The following is a 19921-nucleotide window of genomic DNA, read 5'->3' as shown; positions in this document are numbered from 1 at the left end:
CACCTTACGCTCATATTGCTCTCGAATATCGTGAGGTTTAGCTCGTAGGGCATTCTCCATGCCCTCAGTGGCCTCCTCAATCCATCCTTCAATCTCGGAAGGGGATAAATCGTAGGTTCGACTTGCTTCCGAAACGGTGGTTTTACCTTTAAAAATATCTAAAACTAACGCACTCTTACGCTTGGCTGTCCAACGACGATTCTCTGACTTCATCTCTGTACTCATGGTCAAATTTTCTCCATAATATCAAGTTAAGACCTGAGCAGGTTTTTACTGGGTCATTACAAGTTTATATAATTGGTTAATTAAGCATAGCCATAAGGAGCATTTAAATACCATATATGTCCCTCTATCACATGACTTGTGCATTTATTTTCAACTGTTGAATCTGCTTTTAGTTCTTGATTCAAATAGCAAAAAACAAAATCATCCAAATAATCTTTTAATCCTAGAATTATTTGTCGAAAGCTATGGTTATGATAAGTGAGTGTATCCAAATTGTGATCCGGTTTGATAACACCTATCACTGTAAGCGTAGGAAAATCTACACCGTAGGTAGTTTTTCCTAAACCTGCTGTAATAGAGTGTTTATACGTATTGCTTATATTTTGAATCAACCATAAGTATCTGTAGTTCTTACCTAATACCATTTGTCTAAAACTATCTAATTGAGCACTTATCTCATTATTAAAAATTTCAGGGTATGATTTTTTAAATTTATTTTTGAATAAATCTAGCCTAAAGATATCCGAATACCCCTCAATAACAATTTCTTTTTCCCATGGTTTATAACGTTTAAAAAGATTCATAAAAGCAGCAACAACAAGATCATCTATAAATCTTCGAATAGAAGCAATTAAATTCTCTACAATAAAATGATAATGATTAGAACCTGTACCCGTAATGCCTACACTGTAATGCCCTTTAATCTCAGAGTAAAACGCTTCAATCTGCTCAATACAAAATTCAATGTAGTCAATCCGTTGTAAAAGAGAAGTGATATCAGGTACTCGTCCTATTCTGGGCATACTGATACTAGGTAAATTATGAGAAAAATCCATTACCTTATCTTGGTAACGCACTTCATTGCGCCCCCCCCAATAGATAAACGGGACCATTAGAATCTCTGCCAGTATAGAAATTTAATTCTTTTACTTTTACACGCCAAAAACCTTCTACTTTTGCATAGAACCATTGTTCATTTAGTTCATCAAAAATAGGAACTTGCCCTTCTGGCCATTCATCAAGGTTAGGCGGAGCTATTTTAGTCGCTGAATATGGTAAACCATAATCTTCTGGCACCTCTTCAAAATACATAAAATATTTATCGTCATAATCATAGTGATATATTTTCATAATTAATTATCTACCTAGGTAACTTCCTCATTTATTAAACCCATCCTATTATTAACACAGCCCAAAAGTAGAATATTTCCTCAGCCTGTAGTCAACAAACTTATCTCTAAAACACAAATCACGCCCTCCAGAATACAAGCAATAAAATAGATCAACTGTATAATAGACTGGTTGTTTTAAAACATGGGTTTCAAATAGTTTTAAGTTTAAGGTAACTGCTATGGATATTAACGCAAGTATTGTTGACCAACGAATCATTGGCATCGCTGAAGAACTATCAAGTGAGCTGGAAGAGATTATTGGCAATGATGATCCTGTGCGCAAGAAATCCCTTGCGTTTGTCCTGTTATGCGTAAGCACGGTATTAGATACACCTTTGACAGAGGCTCTTGAACTTCTCACAGAGGGGGGCAATGATCTAGGTGTTGATGCCTTACACTTAAGTGAAGTCGATGACGGCGAATTCACTGTTACCTTGTTTCAGGGCAAGTACACTCATAAAAACCTCAATGGTGATACTAATTTTCCAGAAAACTCAATTAAAAGTTTAATCAGTCTTGTCAGTAATATTTTTGACCCGAATAAACAATTCACCATGAACCCACGTTTGGCCCCGCGTATTGAGGAAGTACGCTCTCTGATTCGGGATGGGTATATACCCAATGTTCGTTTGCTATTTTGCAGCAACGGTCAACGTTGGAATAATCAGGCCCAACAGTGGCTCGACAACTCGGGGCTTAATCACAGCCAAGTCCATTGGGAACACTATAACCATAATGATATCGTCGCTGTTTTACAGCGAAGCAAAGCAGTCAATGACAGTATTCAACTTACTGGAGAAGCTATAATCGAGGACTTTAACTTTCGTCGTGTCTTAGTTGGAAAAGTACCTGTTACTGAAATCGCTAAGCTATTTGACCGCAATGGCGATTTACTGCTTGAGCGTAATATCCGTCGTTATTTAGGACGTAACACCAATCGAATAAATAATGCTATTCATGACACACTAGTAAGCCCAGAAAAGCAAAAAGACTTTTACTTTTTTAATAACGGCATTACCATGACGTGCACCAAAATGCGCCACAACGCATTACAAGGCAGTGATTACCAGCTAAAGTTAGAAAACATTCAAATTATTAATGGTGGCCAAACCTGCAAAACCATTCAACAAACCATTAATGAAGCGAATGATGCTCATTCTTTTAATGAAGTCTACGTATTGCTACGCCTCTATGAACTTGAAAGTGATGACGATCAACTTATTAACGAGATAACTTTTGCCACCAATAGCCAAAACCCTGTAGATTTACGCGACTTACGCTCGAATGATAGCTTACAAATTCAACTGGAAACAGGTATTAATTCACTTGGCTACATCTATAGACGTTACCGTGAAGAGTCAACAACCAGTAGCCGCATTATTACTAGTGCTACCACCGCCGAAGCTGTGATGGCTATTTGGCGCAAATCTCCACACCAAAGTAAATTTCGACGACGTGAACTTTTTGGAGCCCTATACGAAAAGGTTTTCACTAACTTGAGCCCTGCCCAAGCCATACTCGCCGTATTGATATTTCGGGCAGTTGAAAACGAGCGTAAGCGCCCCACTCTGCTGCAACCCACACCCGACTTTCTACCCTACGCCGCACACTATATGGCCATGCTGGTAGGTCAACTGCTGTTGTCTCAAGCCCAAATCCGACTACAGGATATCAACCATAAAAACCTTGAAGAGCTTATACACCACTTAGAGCAGAACACAGCCGAGTTAATTACTGAGGCTGCCCTGCAACTACAAAAGGCATTAACCGAAATTTACGGTGAACGCCAAGTTTCATTGCAACAGCTCTCAGCCACTTTTAGACGTGGGGACTTATTAGAGTTTTTGCCGAGATGATCTTGTAGGTTTTGAATTCGAATAACGATTAATTCAGAACAAGTTTAGTTAATCGTTATCATATATAGACTTTCAATGTCCTATCAGGACAACTAACATGGTTAAATTATTGTCTTTAATTTTACAAATTATTCTGTAGTCACCGACACGATATTTCCAAAACTCGCCTAATTTGCTACCAGTTAGGGCTTCCCCAATGTCTCTTGGATTATTCAAGGTCGAAACACGTTCGTGCAAAAACTGAATAAGTCGCTTTGCTACTGGTTTATCGAGTTTTCTAATTCTTTTAGCTACTTCTTTTGTTAACTCAATCTTCCAAGCCATATTCTTCAATTAGCGTTTCTAAAGAAATAGTTTCACTTTTTCCTGTCCGCACATCTACCAATGCTTGCTCAGCCAAATAAAGGTCTTCTAAATCATCAATATGTTGCTTGATAGCTTCTTGCATATAATATGTGCGACTTCGACCAGTGGTTTCAGCTAAGTGACTAATACGCTCAACAAGCTCTGTTGGCAAACGCAAAGATACGTTAGTCGACTTATTCATCGTTTCACCCAAAACAGTATAATATTTGTATTACATTGTACATTGTAGTGAGAACATGAACAACCATTATAAAATCCAATCCGCCACCCTAAATGGGTTAAAAGTAAAAATTAAATGATCGGACAACTCGTGTGACATAGGGAGAAGATTTCCATACCACATTACAACCAGCCAAAAAGAAACCCCTCATTAATTAAAATGAGGGGTTTAAAATATAGTCTTCGGATACCCATCGCTTACGCCTAGGAGTCGAACCTAGCCCGACTAATTTTTACTAACGGCTTAATTATACTCTCGAAGCTCATAAAATACAATTTTTTTAATAATCTCACAAAATAGTTTTGTATCAGCAAAATAGTTGGGGTAAGCGTCTTCGAGTGTAGTTCTATCGGAAACTGTGACTAAAACAACATCTAAGGGAGCTCCCTTTGTATGACCCCCATTTTTAAGAACACCTCTTAGTGAAATGATATGGGTTTTAAGCTGCTTTAAGTCACACAGGGGCATACATTGAGACTCTCAATCAAGTTACACAAAATACCTTACACCCTCAGTTCAGGGACTACTCAAAAATATCCTGCACACACCAACCATCACTTACTCAATATTTCGGCACCCAACTTAACAAACTCCACTGCCACGGCTTGCTGCTCTGCGATTAAATTAAACACAGCGTCTTCCGATAAGACCCCACAAGGCAGCTCCTTTGGTATCTCACCTCGATCATAGGCTTCGTTATCGGCATGCCATTGCGCACTCCCGTAATAGCTCACCAAAGCATCATAATCAGCCTGAAGCGCAGCCCACTGCGCATGCGTTGTGCGCAGTGTTTCCATCAGCTCATTCATCTGATTAAGAATGTGTTCCATTTGCTTGATATGTTTAAACTGTTGCTCCATGATGCTTCTCCTATGAAATCACGTTGGACTTAGCGGCGAATCGCTTTAAACCCCGAGTTAAAGCGCTTAACAACTTTCATTCCCAGTTTCCTTGCTTGACAAATACTCACGCAAGCCCTTATCACGTAATTCACAACTAGGGCAATGACCACAGCCGCCCTGCACTCCTAAATAGCAAGTATGCGTTTTTTGACGTACAAAATCCAAATAGCCCAATTCATCAGCTAAGGCCCAAGTCTGCGCCTTAGTTAAATGCATTAAGGGGGTGTGGATTTGAAAATCATAATCCATGGCTAAATTCAAGCTCACATTCATGGACTTTACAAAAATGTCGCGACAATCTGGGTAGCCACTGAAATCCGTTTCACTCACCCCCAAAATCACATGCTTAATGCCTTGGGACTTTGCATAGATAGCAGCGTACATTAAGAATAAGGCGTTGCGCCCATCCACCATGGTGTTTGGTGGGCCATCGGGGGAGTTTTTTATAGGCGCTTTCGCATCCATTAGGGCATTATGCGTTACTTGCGCCATCAGCGACAAATCCAAGATATGTTGCTTCACTCCCAATGCCTCGGCAATCGCTCGCGCACAATTCAACTCAATGGCGTGTCGTTGACCATATATAAAACTGATCGCTTGCACCTGATTCGGCCCGTAATGGGCCAATGCCTGTAACAGGCAAGTCGTTGAGTCTTGGCCACCCGAAAAGATGACCAAGGCTTGTTCTGAACATAACATAATAAGTTTCCGTAGTTTTTATTTCGCCCTTCAAGAGAACGGCGCGGGAGGATTTCGAACCGCGCTTGGCTGCCATTATACTATGTTAGCAATGCCTCACCCTGCTCTTCACCCTCTTCCGCCTCCGGCGCTGGTATGGGATCACCCGGGTGATATTCAAACACTGCAATAGACTCAACATGCCCCGTGTGCGGAAACATATTTATCACCCCAGCACTGATTAAGCGATAGCCACCGACTCTGACCAAAATCGCTGCATCACGTGCTAAGGTGGCGGGATTACAGGAAACATACACAATGCGTTTAGGTCGCTCCTGCGCTTTCAAGGCGGCTAGCGCACGCGCTACAGCTAAGGCACCATCACGTGGCGGGTCAATCAACATGCGATCAAAGTAACCCAATGCTCGCAGCCATTCCACATCCACCTCAAAAAGATTTAAGGTAGAAAAACTCATTTTATCCGCCAAACCATGCTGAGCGGCAGCAGCCAGTGCTCGTTCGGTCAAGGCCTCACTACCCTCAATGCCCACCACCTCCTTGGCGTGGGTGGCAAGCGGTACGCTGAAATTGCCTAAACCACAGAATAAATCCGCCACTCTATCACCGGCTTCCACCGCCAATAAATTCAATGCTTTGGCAATCATGGAGCGATTAATAAAGTGATTCACCTGAGTAAAATCGGTCGGTCGATAAGCCATTCTCAAGCCGAACTGATCAAGACGATATGCGAGCTTTTGCTCATCCTCAGCGAGCAGCGGATGTACCGTATCCGGTCCCTTGGGTTGAAGCCACCAACTCACGCCGTGCTCTGCCGCAAAGGCGTGCAACTTGGCAATATCCGCCGCTTCAAAAGGCTCCAGATGGCGTAGTACCAAAACTAACACCTCATCACCCATAGCCACTTCCATCTGCGGAATCCGCTCTTTAATACTTAAGGACGCAATCAATTGACGGAGCGCCGGCAGCATATCAGACAGCCGTTGAGGCAGTACCAAGCACTCCGTCATATCGGCTACATAGCTACTTTTACGCTCTCTAAACCCAATCAATACCCCGCCTTTTTTTGCTACGTAACGCACGGACAGACGGGCGCGATAGCGATAATGCCAAAACGGCCCATAGAGCGCAGGTAATATCTGAGGAATATCCAACTTGGCTATATGCTTAAAACAATCCTCTAAGGCTCTTTGCTTAATTGCCACCTGGGCATGGGGTTCTACGTGCTGCATCAAACAGCCGCCACAAACACCGAAATTGGGGCATTTGGGCTCTACTCGTAAACTAGAGGTATGTAATACCTCTTCAGTCACCGCTATTTCATAGGAGGGTTTTCTTCTGACGACCTTGGCACGAACGGTTTCGCCAGGCAAAGCCCCCTCGACAAAAATCGTTTTACCCTCTCGTCGGGCAATGCCGCGAGCCTCAAGATCAAGGGATTCAATCGTAAAGAATTCTGACATATCTCACCTGCTAAAACTACGGGACTATTTTACCTGAGATTTGCCACTAAATTAATACAAAGGCGCTTCCGCCTGAGGCTCGCAGAGATGTCAGGCAGCATGGCCCTTGTTATGCCGAAACCATAGCAAATTAGGCTACTCCATACGCTAAGCAGGATAACGCCACTCGGCTAAATACTCCGGCCAGGGCGCACGCTCGCCTAGCGCAGTGAGTGAGTCATACACTAGACGTAACTCCCGCTCGTAAGCGGCCTGATCCAATTCACACGTCAACAGTAGATAGCGTAAGTACATCAGCCAAGTATTGACGACATCCGTCTCACAATACGCTCGAATCTCATCAATCCCGCCATTCTGATAGCATGGCCACACCTGACTACCGTCCATGCCTAGCTTACCCGGAAAGCCACAAAGCTTGGCCAGCTGGTCTAAGGGGGCATTAGCACGTGCGTTGTACGTGGCTAACACATCCATCAGATCGGTGTGACGATCGTGATAGCGATTGAGGTAGTTGTTGTATTGAAAACTGCGATCCTCCTCACCCCTATCCCAATAGCGCAAGGAAGGGATGCCGTGAATCATCGCCCGGTAATGCAGTACTGGCAGATCAAAACCAGAACCATTCCAAGAAATCAGCACCGGTACGTAGTGATCAATGACTTTATAGAAGCTACGAATAAGTGAAGCCTCATCATCACCTGGCTCACCTAAACACTTCACATGAAAACTGTCTTTATTTCTAAAAACGCAGCCTATGGCAATGATTTTTTGCAAATGCAAGGGCATAAAATCGGTGCCGCTTTGCTCTAAGCGCTCACGCTGAGCAATTTCAACCACCTCCGCATCCGACAAGGCAGGATCAAGCTGCATCAATTGGCGAATGCCATGTGCATCAGGGATTGTTTCTAAATCAAAGACAAGACGTGGGTACATGGCATTGACAACTAATCAAACTAACTTATTTAGGTAGATAAGACAGCGGATTCACCGGGGTGCCGTTACGACGAATCTGGAAATGCAGACGCGGCGAAGTGGTATCACTATCACCTAACTCAGCGATTTTCTGCCCCCTTTTGACACGCTCGTTTGTTTGCACGGTAATGCGGCTATTATGTGCATATGCCGTAATAAAGCCGTTACTGTGAGTCACTAACACAAGATTACCCAGGCCGCGTAAGCCATTACCGACATAGGAGACGGTACCATCAGCGGCTGCGTTAACCGGCGTACCAATGGTGCCAGCAATATCAATACCACGGGTGGTATTAGAGAATTGGGTAATGACATTACCCCGCACTGGCCAAGCCCATGCAATCGTCGCCGCATCGCTGGCACGAGCTGGCTGAGTTGCGGCAGCCGATGGTGATGAGCTTCTTGCTGGTGCAGACGGCATGGCGCTTGATGATGCCACCGCACCACCGACACGTAAACGCTGTCCAACCTCCAGCTGGGACGGATCAGAAATGCCGTTTAAAGCGGATAGATTTGCCACGGTGGTGCCGTGACGTCTGGCGATCGAGTACAAGGTATCACCTCGTTGCACGACATAGGTACCACCACCTGCGCTAGCAGAAGCAGTCGAACCGCCTGCTGAGCTGATCGGGGCCTTAGTGCCCGAGCTACAAGCAGCTAATATCGCTGATAAACATAGGGCACCGATGATGTATATTTTTCTATTCATCCAATAACCTTTTTCACTAAGGAATTTCAAAAGCAATCAAAAAAATTCTAAAAATCGACTGACGATTAGATTGATTCATTGTAGCTTATCAAGGCTGACAAAGTGGTAACAAATACTCAATCTAGCCTAAGCCTCTACCCCTGGAAGTAGGGGCACAAAACGTGTTTCTTCGAGTTCATGCCGCTCCCACTGGTACAGCGAGACGCGTTCAAACATCAGTAAATACTGTCTTGCACCACCCACCGGAGCAACTAAACGCCCACCGATGGCGAGCTGTTCAAATAATGTCTGCGGCAAGTCCAAACCCGCCGCCGCAATCACGATAGCATCAAAGGGCGCAAACGGTGCTAAGCCCTGAAGTCCATCTCCATAGTGTAAATGAATATGGGCGGTTTTCGGCAGATGGGAAAGATTCTCACTCGCCAACTCATACAGCCCGCGAATTCGTTCAACCGCATACACTTGATTGTACAATTCAGCCAATACAGCCGTCTGATAACCACAACCGGCACCGATTTCCAACACCCGCCCACTCCTGCCAGCCGCTAGCGCCAAGGAGATCATGCGAGCGACGATATACGGCTGGGAGATGGTTTGCTTATAACCAATGGGTAAGGCGGCATCATCATACGCGCGACTGGCCAGCCCCTGATCAACAAAAATATGCCGTGGCACCCTAAACATCGCTTCCAGCACCCGCGCATCGCTAATCCCCTGTTGTTGCAAGCGCTCAACCATACGCTCTCGCATGCGGGTAGAGTTCAGGCCAATATTCATTGATGCTCGACAAGTAGACTGCGCCAAGGGTCGAGCACGTCGATTCGCATCAGCGAGTGTGCCCTGACCAGCAGATAGAATGCGTGTGTTGCTGTTGGCTGCAGAGACCACGGGCTTGGGAATCATGCCCATGCCCTCCATTTTGGCTGCCTCGCGCTTAATTTGCGCATCACGCAAATGGGGCCGGAATGTAAGTGGGTTACTTGCCATTAAAATTATTTACTACTAATCCACTGACGAGTTAATTCAAGCTCAGCGTGGTGGGTTAAATCAAGATTGAGTGGCGTCACTGCCACATAGCCATTTTGCACGGCGCCGAAGTCCGTATCATCCGCAAAATCACGAACATTACCCACTGCGCCGATCCAATACATGGTCTCACCATTTGGACTGCTCGTGGGTACTACAGCCTGTGATGGATGGCGACGACCTAAACGAGTAACCCGAATATTCTCAGGATCATGTGCGGCTAAGGCGGGAATATTAACACTTAATAGCATCGGCGCTTGACGAGGCTGTGCTAATTGCTTTTTAACAATATACTGACTAATCTGTGCCGCTGCTTCCAAATGCGGCCACTCACGCTCAATGAGTGAAAAGGCAAGCGCTGGGTAACCAAATAAAAAGCCCTCGGTAGCCGCCGCTACGGTACCAGAGTACAGCGTATCCTCACCGAGATTAGCGCCGTTATTAATCCCTGCAACGACTAAATCAATCTCCCGTTCAATCAAGCCAGTTAATGCCACATGCACCGAGTCAGATGGCGTGCCATTGACATAATAAAAGCCATTTTTTGCTTGTCGCACCGCCAATGGACGGTTTAAGGTCAATGAATTAGAAGCGCCACTATGATTTGTCTCAGGGGCCACCACCGTCACATCAGCTATTTCGCTTAATGCCTCATACAGAGCCTCGATGCCCTTGGCATGATAGCCATCATCATTTGAAAGAAGAATATGTTTTCTCATACCACAACCGCTTTATTTGGATGCTAAAGATTATAACAGCCTTAGCCTTTGTTTTAGGCCGCAAAAATACAATGTAAAATGCATTTTTCTAACTGCCACGGTCGTTGCTTGGTTTTTTCAATATAATAGCTAGGCCGATTATTTATTTAGAGAGTTCAGAGCGCATGTCTTCCCTGCTATTTGCCCTTATTATCGCTGCGATTGCTTATCTGATTGGTTCCATCTCCTTTGCGATTATCAGTTCCAAGCTGCTTAAGCTGGAGGACCCACGCCACTATGGCTCGGGTAATCCAGGCGCGACCAATGTCTTACGCAGTGGCAATAAAAAGGCCGCCGCCATGACCCTGCTGGGTGACCTGCTAAAGGGATGGTTAGTGGTCTTTCTTACAATGCAATTGGTCGCTAAGTGGCAGCTCTCGCCCTGGTTGATTACAGTGGCTGCCATTGCTGTTTTCTTAGGGCATGTCTACTCGATCTGGTTAAACTTTAAAGGCGGCAAGGGCGTGGCCACTGGCGTCGGGGTATTGTTAGCACTAAACCCCTTACTCGGTGTTATTTGCATTGTGACCTGGTTAATGGTGGCAATGATGTTTAAGTACTCGTCGCTAGCTGCCATACTGAGTGCCGCTATGGCGCCAATTTACTATCTCTTTTTGAGTACCAGCAATGGCAATTTTACTTGGCCGTGGATGAGTGCGATTCTTGTGATTGCTATTTGGCTCATCTATAAGCACAAAGGCAATATTCATAAACTGATCCATGGCAAAGAAAGCAAAATCGGCAGCAAGAAAAACGCCCCACCACCAAGCGCCACCACATCAACTGCACATAGTAAACGCAAAAAGCGTATCTAGTCTGGGTACCTTAGCAGTACTCAGGAAAAGGCCTAGCAAGTACTTAGAGCTCAGCCAAGTCCCAGCGGGTACGTATGCGATGGCTATAATTACGTGCTGACAAATCCACTAGGCCTGCTTTGATACGCTCAGCGGCTGCATGCGCAATCATGGCGCCATTATCCGTACATAAAGCCAAGGGCGGAAAATACACCTTGGCACCCAAACGCTGTGTCTCCCTATCTAAAAAGTCACGAAGCTGACGATTCGCACCCACACCGCCAGCCACCACTAAGCGCTTTAGACCGCTTTGCTTCATGGCCTTAATCGCCTTATAACCCAAGACATCAATAATCGCTGCTTGGGTGGCGGCCGCCAAATCGGCTCTATCCTGCTCACTCACAGCGCCTTGCGCCTCTAGCTTTCTAAGGGTGGTTAAGACGGCCGTCTTTAAGCCGCTAAAGCTAAAGTCCAAATCTTGACTATGCTTTAAAGGACGTGGCAGTTGAAAACGATCTGCCTCGCCCCCTTCGGCTAAACTCGCCAAATGCGGACCCCCTGGATAGGGTAAGCCCAGCAACTTCGCTGATTTATCAAAGGCCTCGCCGGCGGCATCATCCAAGGTTTCACCTAATAGCTCATACTGTCCCACACCATCGACTCGCATCAATTGCGTGTGACCACCAGAAACTAATAAAGCCACAAAAGGAAACGCTGGCACCTCGGGCGCCAGCATCGGCGATAACAAATGCCCTTCCAAGTGATGAATCGGGATGGTAGGGAGATCATGACTCCACGCAAAGGCCTGTGCTACGCTGGCAGTGACTAATAAAGCACCAGACAAACCCGGACCAGCCGTAAAGGCAACCGCATCAATATCACTCACCGCTAAACCAGCATTTTTCAGTACATCGTAGCATAGGGGCAACACCCGTCGAATATGATCGCGCGAGGCCAATTCCGGCACCACACCACCATAGGCTTGATGCATGTCGATTTGACTATGCAAGGCATGAGCTAACAAGCCCTTTTCAGTATTGACAATGGCTACACCTGTCTCATCACAAGAACTTTCAAAACCGAGAATATTCATAAATTGCTGTATTAATTTCTTTAAAGATTTAAAATACTAAAGGTATTTTTTTTCAATTTTTACATCGTTTTTAAACGTACAAAGCACTATGTTTGAATCACTCTTTAAGCTTCGTGAGCATCATACCACCGCTCGCACTGAGGTCGTCGCAGGTCTTACCACCTTTTTGACCATGGCCTATATCATCTTTGTTAACCCGCAAATTCTTGGCACCACTGGTATGGATCAGGGTGCCATTTTTGTGAGTACCTGCCTCGCCGCCGCCATCGGCTGCTTTGTCATGGCCTTTTTTGCTAACTGGCCAATCGGCATGGCACCCGGTATGGGCTTAAATGCCTTTTTTGCCTTTACCGTGGTGGGCGCCTTAGGCTATACATGGCAGCAAGCACTGGGGGCGGTATTTGTCTCTGGGGTGATCTTTATTATTTTAACCGCAACCGGTATTCGTGCATGGTTAATTCGCGGTATTCCCAAATCTCTGCGCTCATCGATTGTCGCAGGTATCGGTTTATTCCTTGCCTTTATTGCGTTGCAAACCTCGGGCATTGTGGTACACAATCAAGCCACACTTGTAGGCCAAGGGGATCTCTCTTCACACCAGGTATTATTTACCATTTTGGGCTTTTTTGTGATTGTCGCTTTAGATACCCTACGCGTTAAGGGAGCGATTTTAATCGGTATTTTATTTGTCAGTCTGTTATCCATGCTCTTTGGTTATAGCCAAGCACCGGATAGCTTGATTTCTATGCCACCGTCTATTGCGCCCACCTTTTTGCAATTAGATATTTGGGGGGTGTTAAATTTTGGTTTTATTAATGTGATTCTGGTGTTTGTACTGGTGGAAGTTTTTGATGCTACCGGTACCTTAATCGGCGTTGCTAAACGCGCTGGTCTGATGCCCGAAGACCGTCCTAATCGCTTGGGTAAAGCGCTATTTGCGGATAGTACAGCGATTTTGGCGGGTTCTCTGATCGGTACCAGTAGTACCACCGCCTACGCCGAGAGTGCCTCCGGTGTACAAAGTGGTGGCCGCACGGGGATGACTGCGATGGTGGTAGGTATTTTATTCCTACTGTCCTTATTCTTTGCACCGATCGCTGGCATCGTCCCAGCCTATGCTACCGCACCCGCCCTACTCTATGTGGCTGGTCTGATGATGCGTGAATTAATTGAAATTGATTGGGGCGATCCAACCGAAGCCGTGCCGGCCTCGCTTACCGCATTAATTATGCCATTTACCTACTCCATTGCTGAAGGGATTGCGTTTGGCTTTATCAGTTATGTCGTACTTAAACTAATTACAGGTAAATTCAGAGATTTACATCTCGCTACAATTCTTGTGGCTGCCTTATTTATCGTGCGTTTCGCTATCGAATAAGCTTTTTTTAAAGGGACATAGTGGCAGATTCTGTAAGTACTCTTGGATTATTCCGATCGATCTCCATATACAATAGGGTTAATCCATGCAGTTGCTTTGATATAAAGTTTCTGCCCACTCACCTCATCAAAAGGACTGTTATGAGCTATCAAGAATTAACTAAAGACACTTTCCAAGATGCCCTTAATCAAGATGGCATTGTGGTGATTGATTTCTGGGCCCCTTGGTGTGGTCCCTGCCAGCAGTTTAGCCCTACCTTTGAGGCGGCTGCTGAAAAGCATACGGAGATGAAATTCTTTAAGGTCAATACGGACGAGGAGCAGGAAATTGCTCAGGCCCTAAAAATTCGCTCGATCCCCACCTTGATGATTTTCCGTGATCGCATCTTACTATTCTCTCAGCCTGGCGCATTGGCTCCCGCTCAGTTTGAGGAGGTACTGACTAAGGTCAAGGAAGTCGATATGGATCAAGTTCGGGCCGAGCTTGCCGCTCAAGGACAAGCACAAGACGACAAGCAAGCCTAGTCGGTGTTAGCCCCTTAGCCTTTAGATGCGGTCGCCTTGCTTAAGCATGGCGACCGTATTTTTTAATTGACCAAGCGCTTAGCTTAGCGAGCTAAGCACAGCAAATTCACGCAGACTAAATCATTTCCTCAGCTGTACGTATTTCCCAGTTGGCCTGCCCTCGAGTTAAGTTACGATGGCTTACTTCGAGCTCCTGCACCATCGACAAGGGAATTAACCACTCCCATTTCACTCCTACCTCGTCAAATTCCTCTGCAACAAGCTGCACCCCCGCTTGGGCCAAATGCACTTTAACTCGCTCCATCTCCGAATAAGGGCAATCGCAGTACACGCGACTCATGGCGACAATTTTACGCTTCGGTGCCTCATGCAAACACTTGGCGGCAGTGCCCCCATAGGCTCGCACCAAACCGCCTGTGCCTAACTTAATACCGCCATAGTAGCGAATCACTAAGACCACGATATTCGTTAGTTCCCTCCCCTCAATCGCGGCTAGAATAGGTCGTCCGGCCGTACCGCCAGGCTCACCATCATCATTAAAGCGATAGTCATCACCGATACGAAAGGCCCAACAATTGTGCGTGGCATCCGCCTGACTATGCGCTTCAATAAACTGCAAAGCCTCATCCACACTCGCTACTGGGGCAGCATGGACAATAAAAAGACTTTTCTTAATCGTTTCCTCGTAAGAAACTGCGGTTATCAGTTCAAACAAGCCTGGCTCCTTTGACTGAGGTTGCGGTTACTGCTCAAGACCACGAGAGGCCAGATAGGCATCATAATCACCAGAGTAATCAATTATCTCGCCATCCGGTAAAATTTCGATAATGCGATCGGCAATACCGGAAATAAACTGACGGTCATGCGAAACGACCACCACCGTGCCTTGATACTTCTCTAAAGCCATTTGTAGCGATTCAATCGACTCCATATCCAAATGGTTCGTGGGCTCATCTAACAATAAAATATTATGGCGACCAAGCATCATGCGACCAAACGTCATCCGGTTTTTTTCACCACCAGAGAGAATGGACACCTTCTTGACAATATCATCAGCAGAAAAAAGTAAACGACCCAACACCGAACGCACGGCTTGATCGTCATCACCTGGTTGACGATATTGTGCCATCCAATCGAAGACAGTCAGATCACTCTCAAACTGATCAGACACGTCTTGCGCCATATAGCCTATATCTGCATTTTCCGCCCACTTAAGCTCACCTGCATCAGGGCTTAAGTCATTTGCCAACAAACGCAATAAAGTACTTTTACCCACCCCATTAGCGCCAATAATTGCCACTTTTTGCCCTGCCTCAATCATGGCATTAAAGCTGCTAATTACCGGTTGCTCATAGGCCTTACCTAGTTTTTCTGCATTAATTGCAAAACGGTGTAGCGGTTTATTTTGTTCAAAACGTATGTAGGGGTTTTGACGCGAGGATGGTTTCACCTCCACCTGCTCCGCTTTTATCCTATCGATTTGCTTTAAGCGTGAGGTCGCTTGACGTGATTTTGATTTATTGGCCGCAAAACGACTGACAAAATCCTGTAGCTCGGCAATGCGCTCTTTGGCCTTAGCGTTATTAGCTAATAGCCGCTCCCGTGCCTGCGTAGAGGCAAGCATATAATCATCGTAATTACCAGGATAAACGCGTATCTCGCCAAAATCGACATCCGCCATATGAGTGCATACCTGATTTAAAAAATGGCGGTCGTGGCTGATGATCACCATGGTTGAATCAAAGCCATTTAACACCCCTTCTAACCAACGAATGGTATGAATATCTAAGTTATTGGTCGGTTCATCCAGTAATAAAACGTCCGGATTGGAGAACAGCGCTTGCGCCAATAGCACACGCAATTTCCAGCCTGGCGCAATTTCACTCATCCGTAGCCGATGCTGTTCAATCGGCAACTCTAATCCCAACAGCAACTCGGACGCCCTTGCTTCTGCCGTATAACCATCGTACTCGGCAAACTTCGCCTCCAATTCGGCGGCACGCATGTAGTCATCATCCGTGGCTGCTGGATCCACATAAATGGCATCACGCTCCTGCATCGCAGCCCACATCTCAGTGTGCCCCATCATAACCACATCAATAACCAATTGGTCTTCAAAAGCAAACTGATCCTGACGTAATTTACCCAGTCTCAAACCTGACTCTAAACTGACAGAACCGGCGCTAGGCTCTAAATCACCACCAATAATTTTCATAAAGGTGGACTTACCGGCGCCATTTGCACCAATCAGGCCATAGCGATTGCCGTCGGCAAACTTGATGTTAACGTTTTCAAATAAAGGCTTAGGACCAAACTGAATGGTCAAATTAGAGGTAGCGATCAATTTATAGATCCTCAGAATGTAAGCTAGCGTCGTGCTTATCATCATGCGCATGATGATGCTCCGCCAACAGTAAATAGGCGATGTCATTTTGGGTGGCTAAACCGACCTCTTGACCAATCGGCAAAGTGACGCGCACCTCACCATGACCGTAAGGCAGACCCATCACAAGTGGTACCCCCACCACCTCGCGCAACCATTGAATCACCGTATCCATGTCATAACCATTATCATGAGCGGCTAATTGATAATCGCTAAACTGCCCCAGAATAATGGCCTTTTGCTTAGCTAAAATACCGGCTTGCCATAGTTGGCACAGCATACGCTCAATCCGATAAGGATGCTCAGACACATCCTCAATAAATAAAATACCCTCTTCAATCTCAGGGAAATACGGCGTGCCGATGAGTGAGCAAATCATCGCCAGATTACCACCCCAAAGCACGCCACGTACATCCACCGCATCAGAGCCCGCCGCTTCAAAGCAAAGGATCTCCAATTCATCACGCATGGTTTCTACAAACAACTCAGCCGTCAGCTCATCTACCGCTTGACCACCAAAATCAGGAATTGCCGCTGGACCGGTGTAACTCACCAGACCGGTTTTGGCTAAAAGCGCTAAATTAAAGGCCGTAAAATCGCTATAACCCACATAGCGTTTAGGGTGCTTTGCAAGTAAATCCCAATCAATTAAATGCAAAATACGACTAATACCATAACCGCCCCGACTGGCTAACACAACCTGAGCATCACTCAAGGCAGCCCGACTAAAGGCTGCCGCTCTAGCCGTATCAATAGCAGCAAAACGTGAAAAGCTACCTTTGGCCTCCGGATCCAAACTGACGTTAAAGCCGAAATCCTGCAACCGCGCTGTGGCCACTTCGAACTGACTCGGGTCCGCCACCGCACTCGATGGTGACAAAATATATAGTGGCATTTTATCTTCGTAGGCCATGAGGTACGGGGGCACGTCATTTGCCTCATCCGAAAGTATCTGCTCATCGTCAAGCAGCGCTTCAGCCGCCAGCTCAACCATGCTTTTATCCTGCGGCTCATGATGATTCATAAAGACTATCCTTTAAAAAATTTGACTCTATTATAGAGGATGGGTTTAACAACGGCACTTTTTGACTTGACGACGTGCTTTAAAAAAGCCTTTTATCAAGCTTGCCGCCCTCTCAGCCAAGACACCCTGCGTAACCGAGCAATGATGATTGAGGCGTGGCTCGGATTGCAAACTAAGCACCGAACCACAAGCCCCTGTTTTAGGATCGGCGGCGGCAAAGACGACACGCTGAATACGACTGTGCAAAATAGCCCCCATACACATGGCACAAGGTTCTAAAGTAACGTAAAGCGTACAATCGCGCAGGCGATAATTACCCAATTGCGCTGCGGCCGCTCGAATCGCTAGCATCTCCGCGTGAGCACTCGGGTCATTGAGACAAATACTTTGGTTATAACCCGTACCCAAAAGCTGCTGATCTGGACCAACCACGACCGCCCCAATCGGCACCTCGCCAATTTGCATCGCTTTTTCTGCCTCTGCTAAGGCCATCGCCATAAACACACGATCCTGATCCATACCTTTTGATTACGCTTCTGAGTGAAATACACTTGTAACTTGCCAAGCAGCAGCCTAGGTTGCTATGCTTATGAAAAACATCAAGCTCACATCTCGCCTCAAAGGATCCACCTATCTATGCTATTTAACCCCTTTGCCGTCGGTGTTTCTAACCTATTTAATCAGACCTCTGCATTTATTAATATGCAAAATCAGTGGTTAAAATCGGTGAATCACTTGATTCCGCGAGTGCCTACCAGTGAAATGACGGTTCTACACCCAGATCCGCAGGATGTGGGTCAATGGCAAAGAAATGTATTTATCACACCGAAAACTAGCGAGCAAACGCTACTTGACGAACTTACGTATTATACCTTTATCCCCACCACGACAAAAGATGCACTACCAACTAAAGCGCGCGGCTTGGTCGTCATGCTACACGGCTGTGAGCAAAATGCCAGTGTGTTTGCCCAAGGTTCGCAAATCAATGTGTTTGCGCAAAAGTTTGGCTTTATCGTGCTATACCCCGAACAAAGCAAAAAGAATAATCTGGTTCAATGTTGGCGTTGGTATAGTTTAACCAAAGACGCAGGAATTGCTGAGGCGAATACCATTATTCAATTAATCGATATGATCGCCAAGGAGCACGCTATCCACCCTAGTCGTATCTTTGTGGCTGGCATGTCTGCCGGCGCCGGCATGGCAACAGCACTCGCTTTTAGCTTCCCAGAAAAATTTGCTGCCGTTGCACTGCATAGTGGACCTGCATTTGCTCAGGCGCATGGCGTCGCTAGCGGCTTAGACGTGATGGGAAGAAGCGATGCCGCTAGCGATGAAGAGTTGTTGGCACACCTAGGCGACTTTGCCAAACCCAAAGCGCACAATATACCCACGCTAATTATGCATGGGGTCAAGGATAGACGCGTCAATATCAGTAATGCCGAAGCGCTTGCTAAGCAGGCACTTTATTTAAATAAACTGCCCCTGAATACAAAGCCAGTCGTCACTCGCCACGAGGAAGACACAATAAACGCCTACACCCAAAAAGTCTATTTCTCCCAACGTAAACAGCCCTTGGTTAAACTCATTGAAGTGGATAATATGGGACATGAGTGGGCCGGTGGTGATACCTCACTCCCCTTTAATGGCAACATTGGTCCTAACTCCAGTGAGATGATTTTGCGCTTCTTTTACCACCATGCAACGCCCTCTAATCAACTAAGTCGCAGCAAAACAGCGAGCTCATAAAAGCTTCGAGGGATTGGGCCCTGCGATAGGCGACCACCGTCCTTGCTCACATTCACTTTTATGGTCAGCTTGTGTTACGATTAGGGTTATCACCTAGATAGTGATTTTAAGCTTATATCGCATTCAACGCTATTCGCTCCTACCGCAAGCTTAACAGAGCCATGATATACATCACGCAGAGCTTGCGAGCTACCGTCCCATCAACTAGTGAACGATCGCCCATGGTGTCTTGAGTTAAGGCACTCAACACAGGGTCTTTATATTTATGCAGCGTTAGAGCCTGCGCTACCGACACACTCGGTAAGCGTTGCGGGCTGACTATGATTTATCAATTTTATCATCAGACGCCGTAAAACCACCCACTTCCGAGGGTGGATATAAGGCGAAAAAGTTGCTAAAATCAATCAGCTATTAAATAAAACCATCTACAAAAAACNGCTAAGACAAGTATAAATTGCGAGTACGCAGTGTTTTGGCTAGTAGATGGTATTCCACACACACTCTCAAACTAGCTCGTGTCAACAGACAATCTTAACGGTAGGGTTAGTTTGAAATAAGAATCTTAGATGCAAGGTGTGAATTGCAAGGCGGTAGCCACCTCTAAGATTTGCGGT

Annotated in this window: 22 protein-coding genes; 5 read left to right on the top strand and 17 right to left on the bottom strand. The window is 45.9% G+C overall.

The genetic code is table 11. The features are described from left to right. From A3GA_RS0109950 to A3GA_RS0109940, 3 genes are all read right to left on the bottom strand, one after another. A partial coding sequence (locus A3GA_RS0109950) for a DUF1153 domain-containing protein (protein ID WP_276324703.1) occupies nt 1–231 on the bottom strand: 231 nt, incomplete at its 3' end. Between the two features lie 74 nt (nt 232–305). Continuing rightward, nucleotides 306–1082, bottom strand: coding sequence for a hypothetical protein (locus A3GA_RS0109945; protein ID WP_141742708.1), 777 nt, complete (start codon nt 1080–1082; stop codon nt 306–308). A gap of 1 nt (nt 1083) precedes the next feature. After that, entirely contained in the window at nt 1084–1356 is a 273-nt protein-coding gene (locus A3GA_RS0109940; RefSeq protein ID WP_018027259.1) for a hypothetical protein, read from the bottom strand. A 220-nt stretch (nt 1357–1576) separates the two neighbouring features. On the opposite strand from A3GA_RS0109940, the gene A3GA_RS0109935 reads away from it, so the two are divergent. Continuing rightward, nucleotides 1577–3253 (top strand): AIPR family protein, encoded by a 1677-nt coding sequence (locus A3GA_RS0109935; protein ID WP_018027258.1) that lies wholly within the window; start codon nt 1577–1579, stop codon nt 3251–3253. Between the two features lie 72 nt (nt 3254–3325). On the opposite strand, the gene A3GA_RS0109930 is transcribed toward A3GA_RS0109935, so the two are convergent. The 9 genes from A3GA_RS0109930 to surE form a co-directional block, all read right to left on the bottom strand. Then, the gene (locus A3GA_RS0109930) at nt 3326–3577 is read right to left on the bottom strand and encodes a type II toxin-antitoxin system RelE family toxin (RefSeq protein WP_018027257.1); all 252 of its coding nucleotides are present in this window, start codon (nt 3575–3577) and stop codon (nt 3326–3328) included. Further along, a complete protein-coding gene (relB, locus tag A3GA_RS0109925; protein ID WP_018027256.1) occupies nt 3561–3800 on the bottom strand; it encodes a type II toxin-antitoxin system RelB family antitoxin in 240 nt (79 codons plus the stop codon). The genes A3GA_RS0109930 and relB overlap by 17 nt, the downstream gene beginning before the upstream one ends. Nucleotides 3801–4393: 593 nt before the next feature. Beyond that, entirely contained in the window at nt 4394–4699 is a 306-nt protein-coding gene (locus tag A3GA_RS0109915; RefSeq protein ID WP_018027254.1) for a DUF4298 domain-containing protein, read from the bottom strand. Nucleotides 4700–4765: 66 nt separating this feature from the next. Then, a complete protein-coding gene (queC, locus tag A3GA_RS0109910) occupies nt 4766–5440 on the bottom strand; it encodes a 7-cyano-7-deazaguanine synthase QueC (RefSeq protein ID WP_018027253.1) in 675 nt (224 codons plus the stop codon). Nucleotides 5441–5520: 80 nt separating this feature from the next. Continuing rightward, on the bottom strand, nt 5521–6900 hold the full coding sequence (gene rlmD / locus A3GA_RS11600; protein ID WP_018027252.1) for a 23S rRNA (uracil(1939)-C(5))-methyltransferase RlmD: 1380 nt from the start codon (nt 6898–6900) through the stop codon (nt 5521–5523). A 147-nt stretch (nt 6901–7047) separates the two neighbouring features. Next, a complete protein-coding gene (locus A3GA_RS0109900; protein WP_018027251.1) occupies nt 7048–7833 on the bottom strand; it encodes a 3'-5' exonuclease in 786 nt (261 codons plus the stop codon). A gap of 25 nt (nt 7834–7858) precedes the next feature. Further along, nucleotides 7859–8581, bottom strand: a complete 723-nt coding sequence (locus A3GA_RS0109895) for a peptidoglycan DD-metalloendopeptidase family protein (RefSeq protein WP_018027250.1) — start codon at nt 8579–8581, stop codon at nt 7859–7861. Nucleotides 8582–8707: 126 nt separating this feature from the next. Beyond that, the gene (locus A3GA_RS0109890; protein WP_026156943.1) at nt 8708–9499 is read right to left on the bottom strand and encodes a protein-L-isoaspartate(D-aspartate) O-methyltransferase; all 792 of its coding nucleotides are present in this window, start codon (nt 9497–9499) and stop codon (nt 8708–8710) included. A 74-nt stretch (nt 9500–9573) separates the two neighbouring features. Next, complete coding sequence (gene surE / locus A3GA_RS0109885; protein ID WP_018027248.1) at nt 9574–10326, bottom strand: 5'/3'-nucleotidase SurE; 753 nt, start codon at nt 10324–10326, stop codon at nt 9574–9576. Between the two features lie 164 nt (nt 10327–10490). Between surE and plsY the strand changes: the two genes are divergently transcribed. Continuing rightward, nucleotides 10491–11180, top strand: coding sequence for a glycerol-3-phosphate 1-O-acyltransferase PlsY (plsY, locus tag A3GA_RS0109880; protein ID WP_018027247.1), 690 nt, complete (start codon nt 10491–10493; stop codon nt 11178–11180). A 43-nt stretch (nt 11181–11223) separates the two neighbouring features. Here the strand turns inward: plsY and tsaD are convergent, their stop codons facing one another. Further along, entirely contained in the window at nt 11224–12252 is a 1029-nt protein-coding gene (gene tsaD / locus A3GA_RS0109875; RefSeq protein WP_018027246.1) for a tRNA (adenosine(37)-N6)-threonylcarbamoyltransferase complex transferase subunit TsaD, read from the bottom strand. An 88-nt stretch (nt 12253–12340) separates the two neighbouring features. Here tsaD and A3GA_RS0109870 point away from each other — a divergent pair, with 88 nt between their 5' ends. Next, nucleotides 12341–13630, top strand: a complete 1290-nt coding sequence (locus A3GA_RS0109870) for an NCS2 family permease (RefSeq protein ID WP_018027245.1) — start codon at nt 12341–12343, stop codon at nt 13628–13630. A 140-nt stretch (nt 13631–13770) separates the two neighbouring features. Next, nucleotides 13771–14154 carry a thioredoxin gene (trxA, locus tag A3GA_RS0109865; protein ID WP_018027244.1) on the top strand — a complete coding sequence of 128 codons (384 nt, stop codon included), beginning with the start codon at nt 13771–13773 and terminating at the stop codon, nt 14152–14154. Between the two features lie 115 nt (nt 14155–14269). Here the strand turns inward: trxA and A3GA_RS0109860 are convergent, their stop codons facing one another. From A3GA_RS0109860 to tadA, 4 genes are read right to left on the bottom strand one after another with little or no spacing between them, the layout of a single operon-like run. Then, entirely contained in the window at nt 14270–14869 is a 600-nt protein-coding gene (locus A3GA_RS0109860) for an IMPACT family protein (RefSeq protein WP_018027243.1), read from the bottom strand. 27 nt (nt 14870–14896) lie between these two features. Then, complete coding sequence (locus tag A3GA_RS0109855) at nt 14897–16498, bottom strand: ABC-F family ATPase (RefSeq protein ID WP_018027242.1); 1602 nt, start codon at nt 16496–16498, stop codon at nt 14897–14899. A gap of 1 nt (nt 16499) precedes the next feature. After that, nucleotides 16500–17561, bottom strand: coding sequence for an LD-carboxypeptidase (locus A3GA_RS0109850; protein WP_018027241.1), 1062 nt, complete (start codon nt 17559–17561; stop codon nt 16500–16502). A gap of 45 nt (nt 17562–17606) precedes the next feature. Then, nucleotides 17607–18080, bottom strand: a complete 474-nt coding sequence (gene tadA, locus A3GA_RS0109845; RefSeq protein WP_018027240.1) for a tRNA adenosine(34) deaminase TadA — start codon at nt 18078–18080, stop codon at nt 17607–17609. Nucleotides 18081–18197: 117 nt separating this feature from the next. Here tadA and A3GA_RS0109840 point away from each other — a divergent pair, with 117 nt between their 5' ends. Further along, nucleotides 18198–19307: an extracellular catalytic domain type 1 short-chain-length polyhydroxyalkanoate depolymerase gene (locus A3GA_RS0109840; RefSeq protein ID WP_018027239.1), complete on the top strand. Its 1110-nt coding sequence runs from the start codon at nt 18198–18200 to the stop codon at nt 19305–19307. Nucleotides 19308–19921 lie beyond the last annotated feature (614 nt).

The organism is Oligella urethralis DSM 7531 (assembly GCF_000372065.1).
Lineage (GTDB): Bacteria > Pseudomonadota > Gammaproteobacteria > Burkholderiales > Burkholderiaceae_B > Oligella > Oligella urethralis.
The sequence above is the reverse complement of the archived record's forward strand: the minus strand, read 5'-3'. Positions and strand labels throughout refer to the sequence as shown.